This is a genomic window from Lactobacillus sp. ESL0791, from assembly GCF_029433255.1.
Classification (GTDB): Bacteria; Bacillota; Bacilli; order Lactobacillales; family Lactobacillaceae; genus Lactobacillus.
Genome location: NZ_JAQTHU010000001.1, coordinates 895,901 through 919,992, shown reverse-complemented (window position 1 = coordinate 919,992; position 24,092 = coordinate 895,901). Strand labels below are relative to the sequence as shown.

24 protein-coding genes are annotated in these 24,092 nt (G+C 42.5%); 7 read left to right on the top strand and 17 right to left on the bottom strand.

The window, feature by feature from the left end; translation table 11 throughout:
• Positions 1-204 precede the first annotated feature (204 nt).
• From PT285_RS04630 to PT285_RS04615, 4 genes are all read left to right on the top strand, one after another.
• A complete protein-coding gene (locus tag PT285_RS04630; protein WP_277148219.1) occupies positions 205-1,854 on the top strand; it encodes an APC family permease in 1,650 nt (549 codons plus the stop codon).
• Positions 1,855-1,985: 131 nt separating this feature from the next.
• Positions 1,986-2,798 (top strand): Cof-type HAD-IIB family hydrolase, encoded by an 813-nt coding sequence (locus PT285_RS04625; protein WP_277148217.1) that lies wholly within the window; start codon positions 1,986-1,988, stop codon positions 2,796-2,798.
• A 19-nt stretch (positions 2,799-2,817) separates the two neighbouring features.
• A complete protein-coding gene (locus PT285_RS04620) occupies positions 2,818-3,519 on the top strand; it encodes an ABC transporter ATP-binding protein (RefSeq protein WP_277148215.1) in 702 nt (233 codons plus the stop codon).
• A gap of 6 nt (positions 3,520-3,525) precedes the next feature.
• Positions 3,526-6,297: an FtsX-like permease family protein gene (locus PT285_RS04615; protein ID WP_277148213.1), complete on the top strand. Its 2,772-nt coding sequence runs from the start codon at positions 3,526-3,528 to the stop codon at positions 6,295-6,297.
• A 43-nt stretch (positions 6,298-6,340) separates the two neighbouring features.
• Here PT285_RS04615 and PT285_RS04610 read toward each other — a convergent pair whose 3' ends face one another.
• The 3 genes from PT285_RS04610 to PT285_RS04600 are packed head-to-tail and all read right to left on the bottom strand — an operon-like array spanning position 6,341 to position 8,456.
• Positions 6,341-6,904, bottom strand: coding sequence for a GrpB family protein (locus PT285_RS04610; RefSeq protein ID WP_277148211.1), 564 nt, complete (start codon positions 6,902-6,904; stop codon positions 6,341-6,343).
• Positions 6,905-6,931: 27 nt separating this feature from the next.
• Positions 6,932-7,714: a hypothetical protein gene (locus PT285_RS04605; protein ID WP_277148209.1), complete on the bottom strand. Its 783-nt coding sequence runs from the start codon at positions 7,712-7,714 to the stop codon at positions 6,932-6,934.
• Between the two features lie 16 nt (positions 7,715-7,730).
• A complete protein-coding gene (locus tag PT285_RS04600) occupies positions 7,731-8,456 on the bottom strand; it encodes a hypothetical protein (RefSeq protein WP_277148207.1) in 726 nt (241 codons plus the stop codon).
• Positions 8,457-8,706: 250 nt separating this feature from the next.
• On the opposite strand from PT285_RS04600, the gene PT285_RS04595 reads away from it, so the two are divergent.
• Positions 8,707-9,129 (top strand): YjdF family protein, encoded by a 423-nt coding sequence (locus PT285_RS04595; RefSeq protein ID WP_277148205.1) that lies wholly within the window; start codon positions 8,707-8,709, stop codon positions 9,127-9,129.
• A 41-nt stretch (positions 9,130-9,170) separates the two neighbouring features.
• Here the strand turns inward: PT285_RS04595 and PT285_RS04590 are convergent, their stop codons facing one another.
• From PT285_RS04590 to PT285_RS04560, 7 genes are all read right to left on the bottom strand, one after another.
• The gene (locus tag PT285_RS04590) at positions 9,171-9,515 is read right to left on the bottom strand and encodes a type II toxin-antitoxin system PemK/MazF family toxin (RefSeq protein WP_277148203.1); all 345 of its coding nucleotides are present in this window, start codon (positions 9,513-9,515) and stop codon (positions 9,171-9,173) included.
• A gap of 10 nt (positions 9,516-9,525) precedes the next feature.
• A complete protein-coding gene (locus PT285_RS04585; protein ID WP_277148201.1) occupies positions 9,526-9,834 on the bottom strand; it encodes an AbrB/MazE/SpoVT family DNA-binding domain-containing protein in 309 nt (102 codons plus the stop codon).
• A gap of 135 nt (positions 9,835-9,969) precedes the next feature.
• On the bottom strand, positions 9,970-10,425 hold the full coding sequence (locus tag PT285_RS04580) for an HIT family protein (RefSeq protein WP_277148199.1): 456 nt from the start codon (positions 10,423-10,425) through the stop codon (positions 9,970-9,972).
• 5 nt (positions 10,426-10,430) lie between these two features.
• Positions 10,431-10,877 carry a threonine/serine exporter family protein gene (locus tag PT285_RS04575; protein ID WP_277148197.1) on the bottom strand — a complete coding sequence of 149 codons (447 nt, stop codon included), beginning with the start codon at positions 10,875-10,877 and terminating at the stop codon, positions 10,431-10,433.
• A 21-nt stretch (positions 10,878-10,898) separates the two neighbouring features.
• A complete protein-coding gene (locus tag PT285_RS04570) occupies positions 10,899-11,642 on the bottom strand; it encodes a threonine/serine exporter family protein (protein WP_277148195.1) in 744 nt (247 codons plus the stop codon).
• Positions 11,643-11,765: 123 nt separating this feature from the next.
• Positions 11,766-12,788, bottom strand: coding sequence for an adenosine deaminase (gene add, locus PT285_RS04565; RefSeq protein WP_277148193.1), 1,023 nt, complete (start codon positions 12,786-12,788; stop codon positions 11,766-11,768).
• A gap of 9 nt (positions 12,789-12,797) precedes the next feature.
• The gene (locus PT285_RS04560; protein ID WP_277148191.1) at positions 12,798-14,006 is read right to left on the bottom strand and encodes an MFS transporter; all 1,209 of its coding nucleotides are present in this window, start codon (positions 14,004-14,006) and stop codon (positions 12,798-12,800) included.
• Positions 14,007-14,370: 364 nt separating this feature from the next.
• Between PT285_RS04560 and PT285_RS04555 the strand changes: the two genes are divergently transcribed.
• Both PT285_RS04555 and PT285_RS04550 read left to right on the top strand, forming a co-directional pair.
• Positions 14,371-14,832 (top strand): hypothetical protein, encoded by a 462-nt coding sequence (locus PT285_RS04555; RefSeq protein WP_277148189.1) that lies wholly within the window; start codon positions 14,371-14,373, stop codon positions 14,830-14,832.
• Between the two features lie 116 nt (positions 14,833-14,948).
• Positions 14,949-15,602: an NAD(P)-dependent oxidoreductase gene (locus PT285_RS04550; RefSeq protein ID WP_277148187.1), complete on the top strand. Its 654-nt coding sequence runs from the start codon at positions 14,949-14,951 to the stop codon at positions 15,600-15,602.
• Positions 15,603-15,667: 65 nt separating this feature from the next.
• Here PT285_RS04550 and PT285_RS04545 read toward each other — a convergent pair whose 3' ends face one another.
• The 7 genes from PT285_RS04545 to asp1 all read right to left on the bottom strand — a co-directional run bounded on the left by PT285_RS04545 (position 15,668) and on the right by asp1 (position 24,026).
• Positions 15,668-16,189 (bottom strand): GNAT family N-acetyltransferase, encoded by a 522-nt coding sequence (locus tag PT285_RS04545; RefSeq protein ID WP_277148185.1) that lies wholly within the window; start codon positions 16,187-16,189, stop codon positions 15,668-15,670.
• Between the two features lie 255 nt (positions 16,190-16,444).
• Positions 16,445-17,164 (bottom strand): hypothetical protein, encoded by a 720-nt coding sequence (locus PT285_RS04540; protein ID WP_277148182.1) that lies wholly within the window; start codon positions 17,162-17,164, stop codon positions 16,445-16,447.
• Between the two features lie 162 nt (positions 17,165-17,326).
• Entirely contained in the window at positions 17,327-18,553 is a 1,227-nt protein-coding gene (locus tag PT285_RS04535; protein ID WP_277148181.1) for an ArgE/DapE family deacylase, read from the bottom strand.
• 144 nt (positions 18,554-18,697) lie between these two features.
• The gene (locus tag PT285_RS04530; RefSeq protein ID WP_277148179.1) at positions 18,698-19,117 is read right to left on the bottom strand and encodes a MarR family winged helix-turn-helix transcriptional regulator; all 420 of its coding nucleotides are present in this window, start codon (positions 19,115-19,117) and stop codon (positions 18,698-18,700) included.
• A 3-nt stretch (positions 19,118-19,120) separates the two neighbouring features.
• A complete protein-coding gene (locus PT285_RS04525) occupies positions 19,121-20,530 on the bottom strand; it encodes a DHA2 family efflux MFS transporter permease subunit (protein WP_277148177.1) in 1,410 nt (469 codons plus the stop codon).
• A 149-nt stretch (positions 20,531-20,679) separates the two neighbouring features.
• Positions 20,680-22,221 (bottom strand): ATP-binding cassette domain-containing protein, encoded by a 1,542-nt coding sequence (locus tag PT285_RS04520; RefSeq protein ID WP_277148175.1) that lies wholly within the window; start codon positions 22,219-22,221, stop codon positions 20,680-20,682.
• A gap of 269 nt (positions 22,222-22,490) precedes the next feature.
• Complete coding sequence (gene asp1 / locus PT285_RS04515) at positions 22,491-24,026, bottom strand: accessory Sec system glycosyltransferase Asp1 (RefSeq protein ID WP_277148173.1); 1,536 nt, start codon at positions 24,024-24,026, stop codon at positions 22,491-22,493.
• Positions 24,027-24,092: the final 66 nt, after the last annotated feature.

The following is a 24,092-nucleotide window of genomic DNA, read 5'->3' as shown; positions in this document are numbered from 1 at the left end:
TAACGATAATAATCTTAACGCACGCGTGCCTAAAATTCAATACCGTAACGGCCTAAACAAGTTTTTTTGCCGATCATGCTAACTTCTTCAGTATTTTTAAAAATTTTTGCTTTCATTTTTATTGGTAAGCGTTTTACTACTGGAATACTGCTTGGTAAATATGTAAAATAAAAAATGTTATTAATTTGGGAGGAGAAATTTTAAGTGGATGATTTAACTAATAACAAAAAATATATCAATTGGCCCACTCTGACCCTGATGGCCTTCTGCACAGTTATCGGCCTAGACGATATCATGTACAACTTTCAAAACCAGGGGATGCCGGTCGTCACCTCATGGATCATTATGTGTATCTTTTACGTAATTCCGTATTCTTTGATGGTCGGTCAGCTCGGTTCCGTCTTCAGCAAAGGCGGCGGCGGCCTTTCATCATGGGTGCGCGGCACCGACGGTGAATTTCTTGGCTACTTCACGGCTTGGACTTACTGGGCAGCCTCAATTCCGTATGCCGTGGATTCAGCTAACGAGATCATTGTTGACATTGGCTGGGCTCTGACCGGTTCCGAAAAATTTCAGCACCAAATTTCCAACTCAACCTTCGCAATCTTAACCTTTACCATGTTCATCATCTTTATTTTTGTTGAACATTATTTTTCCCGGTCAATGGAGGTTCTGTCAACGATTGGCGGCGGGTTAATGCTCTTCATGACCCTGATGTTTGTCTTTTTGGCCTTCTTGGGCTTGGCAAAATCCGGCGGCCACATGGCAACTCAGCCATTTACTTGGCACACTCTGATTCCAAAATTTGACATGCATTACTGGACAACCGTCGCCATGTTGATCTACGCCTTGAACGGCTGTGAATTGGTTGCACCATACGTTACGCAAATGAAAAAACCGCAGTACGATTTCCCGAAAGCGATGATTTCGCTGGCAATCATGACCATTTTCCTAACAGTTTTTGGTTCATTTGCTCTAGGTATCTACTTTAATGCCTATCATATTCCAAATGATCTAAAAATGAACGGTGCCTACTATGTTTTTGACATGGTTGGTCACCAATATGGTTTAGGTAAAGGCCTGCTCTTTTTATGGGCCTGGACATCCGTCTTTTATAACGCTGCCCTGCTGGCCGTGCTGCTTGATGCGATGACCAGAATGCTCATTTCCGACACCGGCGACAAATACATGCCGAAATTCTTACGGAAAAAGGACAAGAATGGCCTACCGATCAACGGCTACATCTTAACCGTTTCACTTTCGGCCTTCATCATGCTGCTCGGAATTTTCCTGCCTGACATGAACGATATCTTTAACTGGCTGTTGAACCTTAACGCCATTGTTTCGCCGGGGGTTACCTGCTGGATCTTTTACTCATTTATGCGTATCAGAAAGAATTCCGCAAAATTCCCGTCCAAGTATGTCTTCATTAAAAACGACAAACTGGCCTACCTTGCAGGATTATTCCTGCTGGTGGTAACGGCTGTTGCCACGGTGTTGGGAATTGCCCCACAGGATATCAAAACTTACAGCGGTTACTGGTGGTACGAACTGATCATTAATATTATTGCCGTTGTCGTCTTAATCGGCCTTGGGACAATCCTGCCCGGGATTCGGCGGCGTGAAGAAGAATACGGCATCGCCTTCAGCAAACCGCAATGGATTATCATGTTTTGCCTAATCATTGGTTCGGTAATTGTCGATGTCTATTTAGGTGGAACAAAAATGGCTAACATTCATATCAGCCAGCTTGCCCTTCCACTAAATATCCTGCTGATTGTAATTGAAGCAGTCACAGCCATCCTAATTTGCTGGCTGGTTGGCCGCAGAAAACCAATTGCAAGCGAGAATTAATTTTAATATGACGCTTTAGACAGACTTACTTTCAAGTAGGTCTGTTTTTTTGATAAATTTAGCCAAATTCGTTAAATTATGAAATACTTCACTGTATAATTATCATAGTTATATAAGTTAAGGAGAACATAATGCCAAAAATTCACTTTAAAGCAGTTGCCGTGGACATGGACGGGACTTTTGAAAATGACCAGCTAGAATACGATCACCGCCGTTTCGAACATGTTTTAACCAAGTTGCGCCAGCACCATATTCACTTTATTGTTTCCAGCGGCCGCCCAATGATGCGGCTGCGGCGCGATTTCAGCGGCTTCTTAAACCGAATCAACGTTGTTGCCGATAACGGATCGATTTTACTGCAGGACAATAAAATCATTTCTAGTCATGTTTTTACTTATAAAACGGCAATTAAATTAATCAATTTTATTCAAAATTATTATCCTTCGGCTCAAATTACCGCCAGCGGAATTGATCGGGCCTACATCAATCCCAGAGCAACGCCGGATTTTAAGAAAAAAATGTTCTTTTATTATCCCGACTTAGTTCAGATGGCAAACTTAACGAAAATTCCGCCAAGTGACCGGATTACCAAACTGACGCTTGACTGTAGCTCATCTCTAGCCGGCAAGATGGAACGTGAATTCAATAATAGCAACAGTGAACGCATCTTCTGCACCACAAGCGGCTTTAGCAACATTGACGTTATGCCGTACGGTGTCAACAAGGCCCAAGGGCTAAAATATTTCTTACGCTATTTTGATATTAAGCCGGAAGAGTTAATTGCCTTTGGCGATGGCCTGAACGACAAAGAAATGCTGGAACTGGCGGGTTACAGCTACGCGATGGCCAACGGTGACGAGCGAATCATCAAGCTGGCCAAATATAAGGCACCCAGCAACAATGACAGCGGCGTTCTGCAGGTATTGGAAAGTTATCTACAATAAAGAGAAGGTTAAGCAAGAAATGAGTTATATTGAAGTAAAACATAGCTATAAGCGCTACCAAACTGGCGATACCGAGGTTTTGGCCAACAATGACGTTAGTTTTACAATTAAGAAAGGTGAACTGACCGTGATTTTGGGGGCATCGGGTGCCGGCAAATCAACCATTTTAAATATTCTGGGCGGCATGGACACAAATTCTGAAGGCGATGTCATCATTGACGGCTACAATATCGCCAACTACAATCGACGCCAACTGACAACCTACCGCCGAAATGATATCGGCTTTGTCTTCCAGTTTTACAATTTAATTCAAAACTTGACCGCACGCGAAAACGTCGAACTGGCTTCGGAAATTGTTAGTGATGCGATGGATCCTGTTAAGGTACTAACCGACGTGGGACTTAAAAAACGCATCAACAATTTTCCGGCCGAATTATCCGGCGGTGAGCAGCAGCGGGTGGCAATTGCTCGAGCCATTGCTAAAAATCCCAAAATTCTCCTCTGCGACGAGCCAACCGGTGCGCTTGACTACGAGACCGGCAAGCAGGTGCTCCAGATTATTGCCGACATGAGCCGCAAAAAGGGCACAACTGTTATTATCGTCACCCACAACAGCACAATTGCCCCTATCGCCGACCGCGTGATTCATTTTCATGACGGCAAGGTGACCCAAATTGAACAAAATGAGCAACCCGAAGCAATTGCAAACGTTAAATGGTAGGTGAAGATGATGAATAAAATTATCTGGCGGGATATTTGGCAGTCGATTAGGCATACCAAGGGGCAATTTTTATCGATTCTCGGCCTAATGATGATCGGTGCTTTTGCCCTTGTCGGCCTCTTTGTTACCGGCCCCGACATGCGGGCGACCGGTAACACTTACGCGCAAAAGTTAAACACCCCCGATCTAACTGTCATCAGCGATTATGGTTTGGACAAGCAAGATGTTAACCGCATCAAGAAAACACGCGGTCTTAAGGAAGCCGAATTCGGCTACATGACCGATACGGTTATCAAAAGCAATCGTGAAAGCTTCCGGATTTTTTCTAAGCCAAAAAAGGTCGGCAAATATGAGCTGCGCAAGGGCCGCTTGCCTACTCAGAAAAATGAGATCGCATTAGCGGACAACTATGCAAAACATTATCGAATCGGGCAGCAAATTACTTTTGCCGAGAAGAAAAATATTCTGGGAACAAGGCTTTTAAAGCGTCATTCATTTAAAATTGTCGGTTTTGTCCGCTCAAGCCAGATCCTGTCCAGTGTCAATTTAGGCCAAAGCACCAGCGGCAGCGGCGAATTAAAGGGCTATGCGGTTGTCATGCCGCAAAATTTTGTGCAGACGGTTTACACAACGGCCAACCTCACATATAAAAATTTGCGTGGCCTCGATTCTTATGGCGCAACTTATACGCTGCGGATCAGCAACGATAAAAAAGCTTTAAAAAAGGAACTAAAGAAAGAAGCACCACTGCGCAAGAAGCGGATCAGCCACTATATTGACCGGCAGCTTGCGCCTCAGCAGCAAAAGATCACACAGGCAAAGCAAAAACTGCAAGTGCAGCAAGCAAAATTGGAGCAAGCAGGAAAGCAACTCGCTGCGGCCAAAGCCGCAATTGGTCAGCAAGAGCTGCTGTTGGGCAAAAATGCCGGACAACTAGCACAGGCAAAGCAGGAACTTGCTGTAAAAGCGGCTGCCTATCACCAAAGTCAGGCAAAATTTCAACATCTTGCTGGCAAAGCTAATAAGAAAATCAATAGCAAACAGCGGGCGTTAGATAAAGTAAAACGGCAAGCTGCAGAATTAAAAGAGCCAAATTATAACGTTTATACCCGGCGGGAAATTCCCGGAAATGAGGGTAATGTCGTTTACACCACGATTGCCCAAGTTGTTGACGATCTTGCCAAGGTCTTTCCGATCTTCCTTTACTTTGTTGCAGCACTAGTTACCTTTACAACAATGAACCGCTTTATTGATGAAGAACGAATCAATTCGGGAACCTTGAAAGCTTTAGGCTACGATGATCGGGTGATCATCAACAAGTTCACCTTCTACGGTTTTATTTCCGGAACGCTGGGCACAATTATCGGTATTTATTTGGGGCACACCTTGCTGCCGCAGATTGTTTATCATGCCTATTACAAGGCGATCACACTGCCGCCGATTGAAGAACATTTTTATTGGCCAATCAGTTTGATTGCACTGGTTCTTTCCCTGCTAAGCACGGTTTTTCCGGCATATTTGACCGCCAAAAGCGAAATTTCTGAAAAACCGGCAGCATTGCTGCTGCCTAAACCGCCAGCCAAAGGTTCAAAAATCATGCTGGAAAAGATTCCTTTCATCTGGAATCACCTTAATTTCACCCACAAGGTAACGGCGCGGAATATTTTCCGCTACAAGAAACGAATGCTGATGACCATCTTTGGTGTCTGTGGGGCCGCCACACTGCTCTTTGCCGGTTTTTCAGTCAAAAACTCAATCGGCCGCATCAACGAGCGTCAATTCGGCCACCTCATCCGTTACGATATGATTGTTGCCCAAAAAACACCAATCACGGCTAAACAAAAGTCGGCAATTCAAGATAAAATGGCTAGTAAAGAAGTTAAGGCCAGTGCACCTGTACATTATGAATCTTTAACCAAGGTAGCCGGTAAAAATAATGACACCCAGGATATTACCCTGATTGTTCCGTCGAGCACGAAGTCTTTTGCCAATTATGTGCATTTAAACAAGCGTAAAACTGGGCAGCAATTGGCGTTAACCGACAAAGGGGCAGTCGTTTCCGAACGTCTGGCCGACTTGTTAGGCGTTAATGTCGGCGATAAAATCACTGTTGACGGTGCAAATGACCGCCACTACACGATTAAGATCACTGGCCTTACCGAAATGTATATGGGACATTTCATCTTCATGAACAAGGATGCCTACCGCAAGGCTTTTGGTAAAAACTATCACGCCAATGCCGCTATGATCATTCTTAAAAATGGCAGCAGGAAAAACACCGAACAAGAAGCCGCACAATTCATGAAACTTGCGGGCGTCGCCGGTGTGGTTCAAAACACTGCCCTCAGTAAGGAAATCGATACGGTTGTGCAGTCGCTGAACATGATTATGGTGGTTCTGATCGTCGTTGCCGGCCTACTAGCAATCGTCATCCAATATAATTTAACCAACATTAATATCTTTGAGCGGATCCGGGAATTATCAACGATCAAGGTTTTAGGCTTTTACGATAACGAAGTTACCATGTATATTTATCGCGAGACAATTCTTTTAACCGGAATCGGCATTCTGGTCGGCTACCTGACAGGCGACCTGCTCTACCGCTATATTCTTTATGTCGTTCCACCCGACAACGTGATGTTCAATCCGGGATTATCGGTCTCCAGCTTCCTTTGGCCGCTGGGTGTAATTGGTCTAATCACGCTGATTCTTGGTTTTGTTGTCAATAATAAGTTGAAAAACATTGATATGCTCGAGGCATTAAAATCGGTTGATTAAAAAAGTGCAATTCTCACTAATGGGGATTGCATTTTTTTACAAACTAATTATTCAAAAAATAGTGGTTGGCCCGCTTCTTGATCTCGTTTACCACCGGTCCCTTGGCATCGGCGTACTCCTGCACGGTTTTCCAAGAGCGTTTTGCCAAATCTTCTTTTGCCTGCTGATACTTTTCTCGGTCAGCTTTGTTGATGCGCAGCCAGTCACGGAAGTGCAGCATGTCCCTAGCTTCTTGACTATTTGGACTGAAAACATGCAGGTGCAGCTTTCTTTTTGTACCGACAAACATCCGGTGCTCCTGCCACTCAGGTTCCCTAATCCGCAAGATGTAGCCCGCTTTTTCTAATTGCGGCACGTAACTTTCTTCATTCCCGGAATCCGGTACAAGCAGCAGAATATCAATTATCGGCTTGGCACACAAACCGGGAACCGAAGTTGAACCGATATGCTCGATTTTTAATGCTGTTTCGCCCAAAACATGTTTAATCTTAGTCTTCTCTTCCTGAAAATCCTGCGGCCAATGTGGCTCATATTCAGCTAATTCAATCTTAGGATTGGTTTGCACCTTGCCTAGTGTTACCCTTTGTAGATAATCTCCCCTATTCATTCTCTTCCTCTAATAAATTAAGTCTACTTAATCCGTAATTATCTGCGGCAGTAATTCAATTGGGGGCGCTATTTTCTCTTGGGCTAAAAGCTGGTGATCATGCATAATCAGCAGCTGACTTAACGCAACGATAACGTCTGACCGTTTTCCAGAAATCAGCTTGATTTGATTATCGCCAGCTTGAATGGTTAGTTTTTTAAACCAGACTTTTTCATCTAAATTGGGTAGCCCCTCAATAAGCACACAAACTTCCTGCAAATCAGGATCATGACAAATTACTGACCAGGCATTATTAATTAGCGCCCACTGATCATTCGCCATCTTCGGCAGCAGCTTAAGCGCACAACAGTATTTTTTACTATAATCTTCCATATCTGCTTTAATTTCGGCGGAGCGGGGTTCTTCCATTAAAATTAAACGCTGACTGGGCAAAGCACTGGTTATCACTACGCTTTGGTTAAAATTAAAATTCTTGGAACAAATATAATGTTTATTTTTGTCATTAACATCAACTAAAATAAAAAAATGGTCATCATTAACAGTTGGTAATACATATCGATCTGTAATTTTAGTTCCAGACTCATCTTTAAAAATGATCTCTTGCTTCGCTTCATCGAATTCCCAGCGACGTTCGTCAGGATAAAAGCCTATTTTAGACGGAAAACTCAAAGTATGATCTTGATTAAAAATAATAACCAAGGGCGCATTTGAAGTTCTACCCATTTGAACATTTTTCCAAGTTTTATCTATGTAGACTTGAAAAGTAAATACGTTCGTACCATATCGTTTGAGAAATTCATTTTCATTCATCTTGCACCAATTTTCCTTATTTATGCTTAAACCAAGCTGAACTATTCCGCTCATAATATGTAAAACGGGTTGCTACTTTGCGCCCATGACAAACTCTTCCTGGAAACATATTGTAAAGAACATAATTTACCAGTGACATCTCATAATTCCCTAAATGAGCCTTTTCAGGGTGAAATTTTTCATTTTTCGCATCTTCTACAATTAATCTAACCATAATAGCTAAAAATTCAAGTAATATTTTACGACTGCCAACCAAAATACCAGCATTTAACATCTGCAAATACCGTCCCTTTTCAGTAAAGTCGGCTACATATTTAGGCTTATTATCATCTGCAATAATAAAACAAGTAAGGTTCAGATTTTCATCACCAACATACAACATATCCTTTTCAAGATCGTCAAATGGATAGTTAAGCATCTCAACGTCACCTGCATCAACGAGTGCAGCATTTTCAATTTCAGGATGCCTTAACAAATAATCAAAAGTTATTTCCCAGCGCAAAAAATAAAATTTATTACTTGGATAATGATTAAAAGTTTTAATGGTAATGAATTTTTGCAATTTTGGCGCTTTTGTATGATTTACAAAATTAATTAGAGTATCTAGTTCCAGATCATATCTTGCTACTGACTCATATAAATTATGTGTTTCCTTCACAATATCAACATTTTGCAAAGTTTGCTTAAGAAGCGCATCGTACATATTAGTAAAAAATTGAGCAATTACAACATTTTTTCCCATTTTAAGTTCCTGCATAAAAAATTATAATCTCTAGTATTATAAAACTTTAATACAGCAATAAGCAAATATCTTTAAACAAAACCGACCGCTTATGTGAAAAATTTCCATAAAAAACAATTGTTTTGTGGTAGGCTAATATTAGAAAGAAAAAACACGGTCCGGTTGGTAGTCCGGACGTAGCGCATGCTATCAGTAACCTGCCTCCTTGGTTGTCCATCTTTCTTAATTTATTTAAGGAGGATGACATTTTATGTCAGTTATTCAAAGTTCTTTAACCATTGTTTTCGATCCGCCCTTTTATAAGGCAATCTTTGAAAGGCATTCCGATACCAACTATGAAGTGGGACAGGTTGTCTTGGGGACAGCGCAGCCTAAAACCACTTTGATTTATGCATTAATTATTAATGAATGGGCCAGCATCAAATTTTTCAAAGTAAAGGATGATACTGATGCCAGACCAATTAAGAGCATTAATCCCAAAAGGCGCCAAAGGTTAGCATGCAAGGCTGTCAAAACAGCAACAGGTACAAAGGCACAATTAATTTTGAAAAAAGAATTTGTAAAAGAAAAAGCCGGACGCAAAAAGCAACAGAAAATTGCTAAAAATAAGCAGCAACAGGAGCGCTTTGCTTGCCGCCAAGCCAAACATTTGCAAAAACATAAAGGTCATTAAATGTAATAACGCCGCGAATTTATTGTTCGCGGCGTTATTTGTTAAGCTCTTTTTTCATAAGTTTCTTTAATTAATTGAAGGATTTTATCTAAAAATTTCTCATCAACATGTTCAACCTTTTTCCATCTTCGATATGAAAGATCTAACGTGGTTTCTTGCTGCACTTCAGCCACACCTTGCGTTTTAAGGTCGGATGGCAAGGGAATGTGTAACGGAAATTTATTTTTAGTGGTGCTAATTGGAATTAGTTTCACCAACGAGCGCGTTAATAAGGTAAAGTCATCACTTGATACAACCAATGCGGGCCGGTGCCCCTTTTGCTCATGTCCTAAGCTCGGATCAAAGCTCAACCAAATAATATCCCCTTGATGAATATCTAGCTTCATTTATTCTCACCTAATCATCCGCAAATTTTGCAGACGGCTTACCCCAGTCCACTTCCTGGCCTTGAGGTTTACCCCAATCTAGTTCCTTAGATTGCTGTGGATGCTTGTCTTCCCAAGCATCCCAATATGTCTCATAGTCAAAGTCAGAAAACCGCTTCATAAGCGCACTTTCTTTTTTTATTGGTGTTAAGATAAGCTTATTATTTTCAACAGAAATATCAAAGGTTGCCCTATCAGAAGAAATTTCTAGTTTGTCTAAAATATCTTTAGGCACACGTATTCCTCGCGAATCGCCCCACTTTTTCATTAAAACCTGCATAATCGCACCCCCACTTATAGATAAATTATATCCACGTTTATCTAAAATTACAATAAAAATAATTGTTGTTATTATTTACGTGAATACGTAAAATTGACAACAATTCTCACACATGCAAATTACTTCAATGACTGCTTATAATACTTTATCTAATTCACGCTTTAACCGGTCTTTAAACAGCTGCAGCTCACCTGCCGACAATTTATTTGCATCATCATACATAATGTTTCGATCCAGCCACCAAACCGGACCCGGAACAGGTGTGTCATTCTTTTTACGCGGGAACAAATGCCAGTGAACATGCGAATCTCCATTTCCCAATAGCTCGCAGTTCATTTTATCAGCCGCAAAGGCATGGTAAACAGCTTCACTGACCAAACTCATCTCATGCAAAAATTGATCTTCGTAAGCGCGCTCCAAAAAGTGCAGCTCAGTCTTGTGCTGCTTGCACAAAAACAAAGTATAACCTTTAAAATACTGGTTATCGCCCAGAACAACATAGCCAGTTGCCAGCTCTTTAACAAAATACGGATTCTTATTTTCCTTAATCAGCGCAATCCGCCTGCAAATTTCACAATTTTTTTCCATCATTAAGCTTAACTCCGCCGTTTCTTTCTTGCTCGCAGCAACTCCGCCACCACCTGCGAAAAGACATAACCAAAGGCAATCGCACCGGCAACCATCGCCACATGCACCGTTTTTTCAATCGCCAGAAGGGTTGTATGGCTAATAAAGGCCTCAATTGCCTGGTAGCCGCTCGCTCCGGGCACCAGCGGCACCAAGGCACTGACAAACATTGTGCTGGGCATTTTCTTTTTCTTGGCAAAAAATATTCCCAATAAGCCAACCACAAAGGCCGCCACGAAATTCGCTAAAATTGCCCCCAGCTGAAATTCAAAAATCAGCCAGTAAAGAATCCAGCCGATACTGGCAGTTATCCCGGAAACATTCAAAGCTTTTTTAGGCAGATTAATAAAAAAACCAAAGGCAACGGTCCCTAAATAACTAAAGGTCAGCTGAATGATAAAATGGTACCAAGTCATTTTACATACTTCCTTTCCGCCCTATGCATAATGCAGGACAACACCGATACCGAAAGCCAACGCACTTAGCGTGATCAGGCATTCCATCATTCTTTCCAAACCCGACAGGAGGTTGCCCTCGAAAATATCGCGCACGGCAATTGTCATCGGAATTCCGGGAACCGGCGGCATGATCGCACCGATAATTATATTTTGCACATTATTACCGAGATGAAGGCGTACCCCAACAACGGCGCAGAGCCCGATCACCAGCGCACCAACAAATTCACCGATAAAACGAATACGAATATGCGACGACAGGTACCAGGTCACAAAATAGCCCAAAGCGCCCGCAAAAAAAGCCAGCGGAAAATCGGGCCAGTCGTAGGTCTGCGTAAAAATAAACATGAAAAAAGCACTCTCAAAGCCGGCGGCCACGGTTTGCAGCCAGACCGGATACTGCGGCTTAGACTTCTCAACCTTAAGCAAGTCCGTTTCCAGTTCATTCAGTGAAATTCGGTTTTGGGTATACAAACGCGATAAGCGGTTGACTGAATTAATATTATTCATATTGATGCCCCGTTTTTCAACCTGAATAAAACGGGTATAATGCGCATTCTTCAGACTGACTAACACCCCAGTCATGCTGGTAAATGCTTCGGACTTGTTTTTAGCCGCATGATTGACGATCCGTTTAGTCGTGTCCTCAACCCGCCACATTTCCGATCCGGATTCGATCAGAATTTTAGCGGCCAGCACCCCAACATCGATTGCCTTATTTTCCATTTCCATCACCAATTTAAAATTTTAACAGAATCAACCCACATTTACACTATGTAATATATATAAAACAACATAATAACAAAAGACAATCTTTTCGAATTAAGATTGCCTCAGCTTTAATTATTTTTAGTTGTTTGCCTTGACGTAATCATCAACTTGCTTGAGGTAGGCTTTTTTTGCCTCGACGCTCAGCCAGGAACTTGTGAACGAATTTTTAGCGATTTGGGCCAACTCGTCTTTACCCCAATGAGCTTCTTGAGCAAAACGGTAATAAACATCATTAATATAAGTGTCACCCTTATACGCAGGATCGTCCGAATTCAGGCTGACCTTTGCACCGCGGGCAAACAGCTCCTTAATGGCCGTAAGCTCCATATTCTGCCGCGTGTAATAATAAGCAATCGGACAAACAGTAATACCTAAATCCTGCTTAAGTAAATAATCTAGCAAATCCGGATCTTCAGTGATATTGGTTCCGTGGTCCAACCGATCAACCTCAATCACCTCCAGTGCCTCCTTAATGTGGGCAACCGAATCCACCTGCCTGGGGTCACAGTGCATCGTCAGCTGGTAGCCCAGGCTTTTGGCCTTAGCAAAAACCAGCATAAACTTGAGCGGCGGATTATGGTGTTCGGCTGAGTCAAGCCCCACACCTGTGAGCCAGCCTTTTTCACGGTAGGGTTCCGCCGCCAGCAAAGTTTGCCACGCCGATTCCTTTGAAAAGTCCCGCAAAAAACACATGATCAGCTGGGTATCAACCCCAAGTGCACGAGCATCAACAATTGCCCGGTGAATTCCAGTGATTACCGCAGCAAAACTGACTCCGCGGCTTGTATGCGCCTGCGGGTCAAAGAATAATTCAACGTGTTTGACACTGCTGTGGGCCATCTTTTGCAGGTAGGCCCAGGTCAGGTCATAAAAATCCTGCTCGGTACGCAGGACTTTCATCCCTGTGTAATAGGCCTTCAAGAACTCTTCCAGTCCATAACCATAGCTGTGATCGATGTCTGACACCGTTTTGGCACCAATATCAATGTGGTTGCGCTGCGCACAGGCAAACTCTAGATCCGGCTCCAGCGTGCCCTCAACATGAACGTGCAGTTCAGCCTTTGGCAGTCCGGCAATAAATTCCTTTAAATCCGTTTCCATATTCTCCTCCTAATTAAACTTCTTACTCTTCAAGCTTGGTATCGTATAGAGTGCTAGCGTACTGACAAGATAAATAACTGACAAAAAGACGATGATCATCATCAGAGTCGAGTGATCCATCAAAAAGCCAATCACAACCGAAGAAAAACCACCAATGGCCTTGCCGCAGCTCATGATAAAACTGTTGGCCGTATCCCTGATGCTCATTGGGTACAGCTGGCTGACAATCACGCCGAAACCCATATAGGTCGCACCAGCAAAGAAACCGACAAAGGTGGTAGACAGCAGCAAGGTTAAGCCGCTGGATGCGGTTAGAATCGTGTACACCAAGACTGCCGCACCTAAATTAAAAATTGTAAAGGCAATCCGCGGGCCAAAATTATCCAAGACCTTGCCAAAAACGATCATTCCCAGGCAGACACCAATAATCGTTGTGATCATCCATAAGGACGATTTGGTAATGCTGACGCCTAATTTTTTCTGCATGATTGATGGCAGCCAGTTAATTAGGCCATAGTAGCCGGCATTTTCAACTGTCACCATAATAATAATGGCAATTGTCTGCCAGGCAATCTTGGGACCAGCAAACAGTTGTCCGAACTTACTGAGCGAGAATTTCTTCTTTTCTTTATTTGCATGAGCCACAAAATTAGGATTTTCCTTTAAGTTCATTCTGACAAAAAAGGCAAAGATAATCGGCAGCAATCCGAGAAGAAACAGGGCATGCCAACCATACCGCGGCAAAATAACCGACGACAAAAGGGCCGCAATAATTACGCCCATTTCACCAACCGTTTGGATAAAACCCAGCAGGGTGCCGATTTTTTTATCCTTAAAGTTTTCCGTCACCAGGGTGACCCCGGTGCCGTATTCACCTCCGTTACCAAAGCCCACGAAAAAGCGCAGCAGGTAAATCAAATAAATATTATTGGCAAAATACATTAAGCCGGTAGCAACTCCGACAATCAACAGGGTATAGTTAAAAGTTTTCACCCGCCCAAAGGTGTCAGCCAACGTTCCAAAAACGATTGAACCCACCAACATGCCCAGGGTGGTAATCCAGCTGATCATGCCGCCAGCTGCCCCACTAATATGCAGCTCGGTAATAATCGGGATTAAGGCAAAAGAAAGCAGCATCACATCCATGCCTTCCAACATTGTTCCGAGCGAAAATGACGCAACAGTCCACTTTTGATTAGCAGTATATTTATTTTTCATAAGAACCTCTCCAAAAAGCGATTACCTCAAGCTAGTAAAATAATAGGACATTAATATTTTGAAGTTTGCTGATAGTCCGTTCAGGTAAAAAAACCTAAGCAGATTATGAAATTGTATAGGCAATCAATGATAAATTAAGTTAGTGAAATAAATTTTAGCACTCAGGAATAATCTTGACAATATTGTATCTGGCATGTTTCATTGTTTGTAATCTGTCTAATAATAGGATTAACTTGACAATAATAATCCACTATTTTTATCTAAATGAATAGCAGATTAATTACAGATGATATACTTTCCGATAAAATTAGTGTAAAATATAGACAAATTTTTATTATTGAAAAAAAAGAAAGAGGTTATTATTTTGCGTTATAAAAAAATTTTAGCAGCGACAATTACCAGTCTCGGCCTTATCGGTAGTGCTGCTATCAACACAAGTGCGTTCAACCAACCAGTTGTCGCAGCCAAAGTTAAAACCAGCCACACGGTTCCTAAAAAATTACGCGGCAGCTGGTATCAGCATAATATCGGCACAAGCTGGGCCGTACAAAAGTATACCAAAAATACCCAGGCCTTGTATGATACGGGACAGAAACCGCATTATCGAAAAGTAACGGTGAAAAAGTATAACAATAATAAGTATTTGATCTACATTGGAAAAAAGATGCCACAGTTTCGGCAATATTTATCAACTACTTCCATTAATTACAAAGGGAAAAAATTACGGACGCTGGTTGTAAATGATCATGGTCATAATACTTATTACTTTAATAAAAAGATTCGTCTCAACTATAATGATGCAAACGGCTCCTTTTACAAAAGATAATAAAAAAGCTGATTAATTTTAGCTTTTTTATTCACACTGCTTACTAATTGACTTATTAAACTTAGACAAACGATGATAGAAAAAAGTAAAAATGCAGAACTGTTAAGGAGATAAATATGAAAGTTTTTGTAGTCGGGGCCACCGGAATGGCGGGTTCAGCCTTTGTCAAGGCAGCAGTTAAACAAGGAATTGCCGTTGTTGCTAACGGCCGCTCTGAAGAAAAGCTGACCCAGCTGAAAGAAGAAGTACCCCAAATCGAAGTTTTGGCCAAAGACGCCTTCACGCTGACTAAAGAAGATTTCGCGGGCTGCGCTGCTGTCCTGGATGCCTTCGCCACCACTCCTAACAAGGCATACCTGCAGACCGACCTAGCGGCGCATCTCGTTCACTTGCTGCGGGAAAACAGCAAAATTCGCCTGGGTGTTATCCTCGGCGCCGGCAGCCTAACCACGGGAAGCGATCACCACTTGGTTGTTAAGGATTTTGAAAAAGATCCGACAACTAAATCCTGGCGCGCTACCCCGCAAAATCAATATAAGGAATACCAGTTTTTGCAAAACGTTGATAACGTTGACTGGTTTGGTGTCTCACCTGCCCTCAGTTTTATTCCGGGTAAAAAGACAGCCAAAATATTATCCGGCGACAACGAGCTTCTCTATAACGATCACCACGAGTCCGTCACCACTGCCGGGACCATGGCGGCAGCTTTGGTTGATGAACTGATTACTCCGAAGCACCACCAAACCCGTTTCACAGTTGCTAACGGCTAGAAAATATTTTTTAAGCAAAAAACGAACCACCCGTAAAATAGTGATTCGTTTTTCTTTTGCCTAAATTATTTTAAGTTATATTCGTAAGCGTAAGATAATTCCCCCGGATGATAGATTCCGTCAAATGAGGCAATTTGTTCAAAACCGATCTTTTTAATCAAGTGCTGCATTGCCTTATTATTTTCGTGGGTGTCAATCATGATGGAACTAACTCCAGGCTTCTCACTGTGGACAAGGTCGATTGCCGCCCGCAGCATCTGCGTCGCGTAACCGTGGCCGGCATACTTGGAGCGGACTGCCACCCGGTGAACAACAACATACTCATTATGAACACGCTGCAGCTCACCGTTGATTTTTTCATAAACTTCTTCGGGAGTTTCAACAATAGCAATCGTGCCGACGGTTTGCCCACCCTCATTAATTGCCAGATAGGCATGACCATTCTCAATATCTTCCTTAATATGAGCGACCGAGGGGTACTGTCCCTGCCACTGGTTAATACCGCTTTGGGCCAACTGACCAGTTCCATCTTTAATTATCGCCAATATTTGCGTAAAATCAGTTAAAGCTGCTTGTTTTAACTCCATCTTCATTTTTCCTTCTAAACTATAAACAAACATGATAAAAAGACAACGATTTATTCTAGCATAATGGAGATATTTCCTGCCTAATTCTTTGCTCAAAAAAAGAATGAATCTTCTGTAATTCATTCTTTCGTATCTGATTTTCGACTCGGTTAACTTGTAATCGCTGATTAACGTGGAAATGCGGTATTCGGTTCCTTCTCAATCAAAGTATTAGCAACTTTTATTCGAGGTTCAATTTTATCTAAAAAAGCTCTTTTATGAAGCGTTCCGAGTCTTGCTGATGCTGGCGATTACCGTTTTAACCTGCGCGATATTCTTTTGCACCTGTTTGCGATCCTTTTTAATTGCGGCTTCCGGCATACTATAAGTGACAACAATCGTTGAATCGGAAAAGCTGCCGGTGTTTTCAACCCTGTAAAAAGTTATATTAACCATTTTCTTTTTGCTAATATGTTGATAACCCACATGCCATTTTTGCTTCTTGATCATCGTTGTGGTTTTCGCAGTAAACTGATTGCCATTTTCTTCCATCAATTTGTCCAGCTTTTTCCCCGAATAAATTTTTCCATCATCTAACGGGCTGCCATCGTATGCATCCAAAAAGTAAAGGTCAAATAAGCCGTCGCCAATCGAAGTTGGAGACATTTTAAAAACAGACTCCTGGTCTTTTGCCTGCAGTTCCTGCCAATCAACAGGAACTAAATAATTTTTAAACGGCAGTTTTTGTTTATTGCCAGAATAAGTTGTAACGCCATTAGTTGCTGAAAATATTTTTTTTATCCTTGTCGGCTTATTGCTTTTGGCAGCAGGCAGACTGACCAGTTGCGCCAAATCACGATCATGAATGACCATCCCCGAACGCGCGGCTTGCGCCGAGTGCGCCGAGTCTGCGTGTTTATCCTGCTTCTTAGCGCAGCCGCCAGACAGCAGTGCACCCAACAGCAAAAAACTTGCAGCCCAAGTTGCTTTTTTCATTAAATAGCCCCCATTAATCAATTATTTTACCTTATTGCTAAAACACATTATTTTTTATAGACATCATTATATTCGTTAGTATTAATTACTACAACCATAAACTTATCATCTCTCACAATAAAAAAGCAGTGTTACCTTTCGATAACACCGCTCAAATTAATCTTAAGCGCCAAACTTGGCAAAGGTTTGCTTGTAAATTTCAATAAAGTCGAAGTACATCTGCTGGGAAACATATTCGTTATCTTGGTGCTCCGTGTCGCTGCCGGGACCATAAACCAGATACGAGAAGCCGGTTGGGTGGTCAATCAAAAACTTCGAGCCATCCGTACCGCCGGACACACCAATTTTGACAAAATCACCGGGATGATATTCCGTGCTGGACAACTTGGCAGTTGTCTTAATTTGGGCAATTTCGGATTCCGACAATTTTTGCTTGGCAAGAAACGGCCGGGCCGCATCCTCAACCACATCAATTAAATGACAGTCAGGATCACCGATAATCGGGACAATATCCATGTCAACGGTCATCGAAATTTGACCCTTATTTGCGGCATTATAATCATCAAGCACTGATTGCAGCTCCTGCAGAATCTTTGGGTTAGACAATTCCGGAATCGTCCGCAGATTTAGTTCGGCTTGGGCAAGATTTGGAATGGCATTAACCTGGTTGCCGCCCTTAATCGTGTCAATGTTAAAGACCGTTTCTCCTAACACATCATTCTTGATGCCGGCGGTTAGGTCCTTCATCCGTTTCTTGATTGCATCCAAAACGTCAAGCAGGTGTTCAACGGCATTAATGCCCAAATATGGCATTGAACTGTGAGCTGTCTTTCCCTTAGCCGTGATGGTAATATCAAGCTCACCCTTGCTGGCAAAAACGATTGACGGCAGCCCTGACGGCTCACCCACTAAGAGGGCGTCAGCACCATCAATATAGCCCTCTTTTTGCAGTTCCTCGGCACCGGGTTGACCGACTTCTTCGCCGGCAGTTACGAGCAGGCGAATTGTGCCAGGAATCTTGGTGCCGCTCTCCTTTAATTCAATTAAAGCAATGATCATTGCTGCAAGACCGGCCTTCATGTCGGTTGTGCCACGGCCATACAGCTTGTCGCCCTTTTGCGTTACCTTGAAAGGATCAGTATTCCAGCTCTTTTCGTTGACGTCAACCGTGTCCATGTGTCCGGTAACTGCCAAAACCGGCTTTCCCGAACCAATTTCAGCAACTAGGTTGGCCCGATTTTCTGCACCCGGGAGCGGCAAAATTTTACTCTCAATGCCTGCTTTAGCTAACAAGTTCTTCAAATATTTTGCGACCGGTAATTCATCGCCGTTGACCGACTTAATTTCCACCAGGTCCTGCAAAATCTGCATCTTCTGTTCTTTATCCAAAATAAGTTCCTCCTTAAATAATAACCAACGTTATTTTCTAATATTTTACACTACTATGAGAAAATAATTGATAATAAAAATAATTTTTATTTTTTATTAATAAAAAGTTCTCGTGACCGATCATCACGAGAACTTGATATTTATTTATAACTCATGGTCTAGCTTCAGCAAGGCAGCAGTCACCTCATCGCGCAGCTGCTTACCCAAAATTTGTTCAACCCTTGCCTCCGAGCGGTCAACATACGCCGCTGCATCCCGCTTAATCACCTCGGCACGTGCGGTCAGCGTGATTTCTTTCAGGCGGCTGTCGTGGCCGTCTGTTTTTTTGGCAATCAAATCTTTCTGTTCCAACAACTTCAAAATATTGGTTGCGGTCGACTTGCGGATATTAAACTCGCGTTCAATGTCCCGCTGGTAAACTTTGTGCTCTTTAGGAACAGAACTCAAATATTGAATAATGACCATCTGGGTGCCGGTGAGCCCCAGCGTTTTTGCATAATGGTCAACATTACGGTTAAAAGTATTCTGAGCCCTCTGCAGTGCCAAGCCAAAATTTTTCTTCATTGATTAATTCTCACTTACATGATCTTTCTTTGTCGCTTGATACAGTAAGTATACGCCAATAACAATTAAAATCAGCAAGAAAATTAATCCGACTTGGGCGCCATCAACTAATTTACCGGCAGTCGTCGGTTTGGAGCTCATCTGCTGCACAAACTGCATGATTGCCGAAACAATTGAGGTACCAACGGCACCGGAAAATTGCTGCACCATGTTGAACAGGCCGTTACCGTCCGCATTTTCTTCTTTGGTCAGCAGGTTGAGGGACGAAGTCATTGTGTCACCCATGATTAGTCCTGTCCCCAGCATGATCACCAGGTAAGAAACAAGGACATTGACTGCATTAAAGTGCTGTGCAAACAGGCAGAACATGACGCTGCCGGCCAATTCAAAGCAGGCACCCGTCATAATCGGTTTTCTGGCGCCATAATTATCTAACATCCGGCCTCCGACCGGTGAAGCAATGGCGCCCAAAGCTCCACCGGGAAGAAGCAGCAGGCCGGCAAGCATGGCGCTGACACCGTTAACCAGCTGCAGGTAGTTTGGCAGGATGAAGGACAGCCCCACCGTATTAACCTGAAAAATAAAGTAGGCCGTGATCCCTGCCGTAAAGCGGGAATTTTTAAACAACCTAATATTAAGCAGCGGATTCTTCACGTTCAGGGAATGCTTGATGAACAAGACCAGCGCGATCAGCCCAATAACCAGCGGAACAATAAAGTTTACCGGCCGCTGCAGGATCCCTGACAGGTTGCTGAAAGCCAAAATCAGGCCGACAAAAGTCAAAGCAATTTCGATGAAACCCGTCCAGTCCAGCTTGGTGCGCTCGATCGGGTACGGATCCTTGGTAATGCAAATCACTCCCATGATAAAGGAAATAACCATTACCGGAATAATTAAAATAAAAATGTAGCGCCAGCTGAGTGAATTAACCACCAAGCCGCCAAAAGTCGGTCCTAAGGCCGGAGCAACGGCCGTGATCATGGTGCCGATTCCCATCAGCAGACCGATTTTATCAAGCGGGGTCCGTTCAAGAATGATGTTAAACATCAGGGGCAGGGCTATTCCGGCACCTGCACCCTGAATGATCCGACCGACTACCAGGAAAACAAAGCCCATGGAATCGGTCGTACAAGAGTCGATTACCAGGCCAACAATAAACAGGACGGCGGCTGTAACAAATAATTTTCTCGAACTAAAATTTTTCTTCAAATATGCGGAAAGCGGCATGATGATTGCGGCAATCAACAGGTAACCCGTTGTCATCCACTGCACCGTGGCCATATTGACATGAAATTCCCGCATCAGTACGGGAAACGTGATATTTCCTGCTGTTTCGATCAGAACGCCCGAAAATGACATCAGACCAGCAGCAAGAATTGAAAAGATTAATTTTGCATCTAATTTTCTTTGCATCTAATTCCTCCTAAATGTAAAAATAGTTAGCAAGCTAACTATCTCAAGTAAATATCCTATAACAAATTTAAGAAAAATGCAAAGGGTGAAAAAATAAGAAATCGCTTTTATTTTTAGCGATTCCCTATTCTTTCCTATGTATTCAATTTTTATTGTAATTGCTGCAATTTTTCTGTGATCTTCGCAATTTCCGCAAACGACACATTCGGATCCGCCAGCATCTGATCACGCTTGAATTTCAGCAAGGCGAGCTCATTGCTATTAGTTTTTGCATGTTTCCCTAAATATGCTCCATTAAGCAGTTGGCCATCCTTAATCTGCCACTTGGTCAGACCCAAATCACTGACAAACCGCTTATCGTGCGAAACGATAATGACCGCAAAGGGATAATTCTTAATAAAATCACTCAAAGCCTCAATCGCACTTATATCAAGGAAATTAGTCGGCTCGTCCAGCAAAAGCAGGTTGTATTGACCAACCAATATCATCGCCAAATTGAAACAAACTAACTGACCGCCACTCAGCTCATCAACCGGCTGCTTCATCGCTTCTTGTAAATGAAGGTCCCCCAGTAATTGCATCGTGCTACTACGGTCAAAAATTGTTTCTGCCATAATTGTTTCTAACAACGTCTTAGCCGAAAGTGACTTGGTTACATCCTGATTAAACAGGCCCACCTGCAGTTTGTCGTTATATAATCCTGCAAGCTGCTTATTAAATAACTGAGTTAAAAAAACTGATTTACCTGCGCCATTATCACCGACCAAAGAAATTTTAGCTGTTCCGGTAACCCGCAGCTCATGTTCCAAGGCAAATAATTTACGTTCTTTAACTGCAACTGTTTGTGGATTAATACTGAGCAAATTAGTTTTGGTAGGAATCTCCAAACTAGCTAAATCAGCCGTAACATTTTTGAGAGTGATTGGTTGTTTTTCGTATGGCTTTTCGATAGTATCGGTTTCTGCCTTTAACCGATTAGCCAAAACACGCGTACTACGCAGCATCTTTCGCTGAACATGATCATAATCACCGTGACTCTTCCAATCAGAAACAGAAACACCCTTTTTCTTTTTTTTGATTTTCTTAGCCTTAGATATTCGCTGTTCATAATCACGCTGCAGCCTCTTACGTTTTACATCTTTGCGCTTATACTCAGCCCGTTTCTTTTCTTCTTGCGTTTGAATAAATGCCTCGTAATCAGCATAGCTGCCTTTGAACTGAGTTATTTTCTGGTCTTTTAAATCCCAAATTTCATTCACGACCCGGTTGAGAAAATGCCGGTCGTGGCTGATCAGCAGCATTGGATTGGGCAAAGCTTGCAGCTGACTAATCAGCCATTCCTGCTGGTGCTCATCTAAGTTGGAAGTCGGCTCATCCAGCATCAACAGGCTATCAGCACTTTGCCTTAATTGAAAAAGCGCCTCACTGACTGCGATCTTTTCGCGTTCGCCGCCGCTTTTCTCCGACTGCGCCAAAAGCTGCGGCACATAGACCACCGAACAATTTTTAATGATTTGACCCTTAGCAGCAGCAGGAAAATGATTGATTGCCTTCATCAATGTAGTCTTGCCGGCACCATTTTCCCCAATTAAACCAATTTTTTCGTGCCCGCTGATCTTTAAATCCGGAATAGTAAATAAATCCTTACCGTTATAATTAATGTTTACGTCAATAATTTTGATAAATTCCATAACTATGACACCCTCATTCTTGATGGTTCTTACTCCAGCCATGGAACTGTCATTAAAGAAAGTAAAACATTAATAAACTAGGAGAATATCAATGCTTTATTTTCATCCTCTGGCAATTGCCATTGCTTCGTCATTAGTTAGTAAAATTCTCATTACAATCACTTCCTGTACACGAATTTTCCGTCGCGGAATAACAATATTTTGATTAGTTTAGCATACGAAGGCCAAATAAAAAAGCCTCAGTTGGCTAGCTGAAACTCTCTCACTTCCTATTTTTCTGGGTTAATCACGTACTTCTGCCAGTATTGCCAAACATTGGCCGGTGAAAAGCGCTTGGCATTTTCATAAGCGGCCGCGCTCATTCTCTCCCGCATATCTGCATCATGGAAAAAGTCGTTAATGTGTTGGGATAATTGGTCAATATCGCCTGAAGGTACCAAAAAACCGTCCTTTTGGTCCTGAATAATATCTTTGGGACCATAGTTAATATCATAAGAAACAACCGGCACCCCATGTGACTGGGCCTCAAGGATAGACATGTTGAAGCCTTCATACCTAGAAGACATCACCATTAATTGCGATTCATCATAGGCACTGCCAATATCCTGCGTGTAGCCCATGAACTGCACCACATCTTCTAGGTCAAGGTCCTCAACCAATTTTTGCAGCATTTTTTCTTCACGGTAATCATCGCTGCTGTCCCCATAGCCATAAATATCCATGCTCAGGTTGCGATTCTTTTGGTAAGCCAGGTTGAAGGCCTTGATGGCATCATCCAGCCGCTTTTCATGAAAAAGCCGCGCAACCACAATTATTTTGCCATAAATCCGTTGTGTGAACGGAACACGGGCTGCCTTCAACTGTTCATCGGGAACAACGCCAACGGGAATTGCCACAATCGGCACCTGCGTGCGCAGCCGCTTGCGCATATCTTTCGCCTGCTGGGTCGATGGTGTGACCACCAGATCGGTTTTGCTTAATTGGTCCGTCTGCGAGATTGACGGATAGGTCAGCGGCGAATTCATCGGGTCCCAGTAATCACGAAAATGAATATTATGAAAATGTTCAATCTTCCTAGCTGGTGTTTTCATATTTAACATCGGCAAATTCGTAATGTTGCTGCGATCGGAAATAAAAGTCGACTGTTCGCCGCGGTCCATGTCTTCCTGATTCAGGTGATCGAGCATCATTGTGAAGGCCTGGCCGTTATTCATCAGCGAATACTTCAGGCCATCAAGGTCAGTTAACTGAATATTGGTCGCTGCTAAGTCCTTAGTCCGTTGTTCATATGCAATTTCGTAATAAATTGAGCCATCCGGCCGGTAAAATTGCTCGGCAACCAGGTGATTATTACCTGTATCATAAAACTGGGTAAAACTATTAAAACCACGCGTATCATAAAAATCCTGCTTTGTGCAGTGATTATCCGCATTAAAATATTTTATGTAATCAACCTGTTCACTGTCCGCAAAGGTTTGGACAAGCATAATTTTGCGGCTTTCATAATAGATTTCGTCGCCCTCATCAGTTTCCACAATCTTAATATCGTCCGGCAACGGCAAATCTTCTACAGTTATTTCCTGGGGAATAAAATTTCTTGTCCCAGCAAAATAATCAAAGACATTAATATAATCATCATCGGTTAAACCATAGAGCGGTAAAGTTCTATGCGCAAAACGGTTGAACTGGCACATGGCCAATTGGGCGGGAACTCCAAACTGCTTGAATAATTTCAAGCGTTTGACCTCTGCGTGTTCAATTCCCGAACTGTTTTCATCTAAACGGTTATTTAAAAAGTAGTACATTTTTTCTGCCTCAAGATCAATAAAAAAGGTACACCAATACGAACATTGATATACCTTTAATAATAT

Excerpts from the sequence above, each read along its gene's own strand:
- PT285_RS04605 (WP_277148209.1), bottom strand. The coding sequence starts at position 7,714 with ATGAATGAAAATGAATTTCTCAAACGATATGGTACGAACGTATTTACT.
- PT285_RS04585 (WP_277148201.1), bottom strand. The coding sequence starts at position 9,834 with ATGCAGGTTTTAATGAAAAAGTGGGGCGATTCGCGAGGAATACGTGTG.
- PT285_RS04575 (WP_277148197.1), bottom strand. The coding sequence starts at position 10,877 with ATGACTTGGTACCATTTTATCATTCAGCTGACCTTTAGTTATTTAGGG.
- PT285_RS04615 (WP_277148213.1), top strand. The coding sequence starts at position 3,526 with ATGATGAATAAAATTATCTGGCGGGATATTTGGCAGTCGATTAGGCAT.
- PT285_RS04590 (WP_277148203.1), bottom strand. The coding sequence starts at position 9,515 with ATGAAGCTAGATATTCATCAAGGGGATATTATTTGGTTGAGCTTTGAT.
- PT285_RS04620 (WP_277148215.1), top strand. The coding sequence starts at position 2,818 with ATGAGTTATATTGAAGTAAAACATAGCTATAAGCGCTACCAAACTGGC.
- PT285_RS04610 (WP_277148211.1), bottom strand. The coding sequence starts at position 6,904 with ATGAATAGGGGAGATTATCTACAAAGGGTAACACTAGGCAAGGTGCAA.
- PT285_RS04545 (WP_277148185.1), bottom strand. The coding sequence starts at position 16,189 with ATGGAGTTAAAACAAGCAGCTTTAACTGATTTTACGCAAATATTGGCG.
- asp1 (WP_277148173.1), bottom strand. The coding sequence starts at position 24,026 with ATGTACTACTTTTTAAATAACCGTTTAGATGAAAACAGTTCGGGAATT.
- PT285_RS04560 (WP_277148191.1), bottom strand. The coding sequence starts at position 14,006 with ATGAAAAATAAATATACTGCTAATCAAAAGTGGACTGTTGCGTCATTT.
- PT285_RS04550 (WP_277148187.1), top strand. The coding sequence starts at position 14,949 with ATGAAAGTTTTTGTAGTCGGGGCCACCGGAATGGCGGGTTCAGCCTTT.
- PT285_RS04525 (WP_277148177.1), bottom strand. The coding sequence starts at position 20,530 with ATGCAAAGAAAATTAGATGCAAAATTAATCTTTTCAATTCTTGCTGCT.
- add (WP_277148193.1), bottom strand. The coding sequence starts at position 12,788 with ATGGAAACGGATTTAAAGGAATTTATTGCCGGACTGCCAAAGGCTGAA.
- PT285_RS04600 (WP_277148207.1), bottom strand. The coding sequence starts at position 8,456 with ATGGGAAAAAATGTTGTAATTGCTCAATTTTTTACTAATATGTACGAT.
- PT285_RS04520 (WP_277148175.1), bottom strand. The coding sequence starts at position 22,221 with ATGGAATTTATCAAAATTATTGACGTAAACATTAATTATAACGGTAAG.
- PT285_RS04595 (WP_277148205.1), top strand. The coding sequence starts at position 8,707 with ATGTCAGTTATTCAAAGTTCTTTAACCATTGTTTTCGATCCGCCCTTT.
- PT285_RS04540 (WP_277148182.1), bottom strand. The coding sequence starts at position 17,164 with ATGAAAAAAGCAACTTGGGCTGCAAGTTTTTTGCTGTTGGGTGCACTG.
- PT285_RS04625 (WP_277148217.1), top strand. The coding sequence starts at position 1,986 with ATGCCAAAAATTCACTTTAAAGCAGTTGCCGTGGACATGGACGGGACT.
- PT285_RS04580 (WP_277148199.1), bottom strand. The coding sequence starts at position 10,425 with ATGATGGAAAAAAATTGTGAAATTTGCAGGCGGATTGCGCTGATTAAG.
- PT285_RS04570 (WP_277148195.1), bottom strand. The coding sequence starts at position 11,642 with ATGGAAAATAAGGCAATCGATGTTGGGGTGCTGGCCGCTAAAATTCTG.
- PT285_RS04530 (WP_277148179.1), bottom strand. The coding sequence starts at position 19,117 with ATGAAGAAAAATTTTGGCTTGGCACTGCAGAGGGCTCAGAATACTTTT.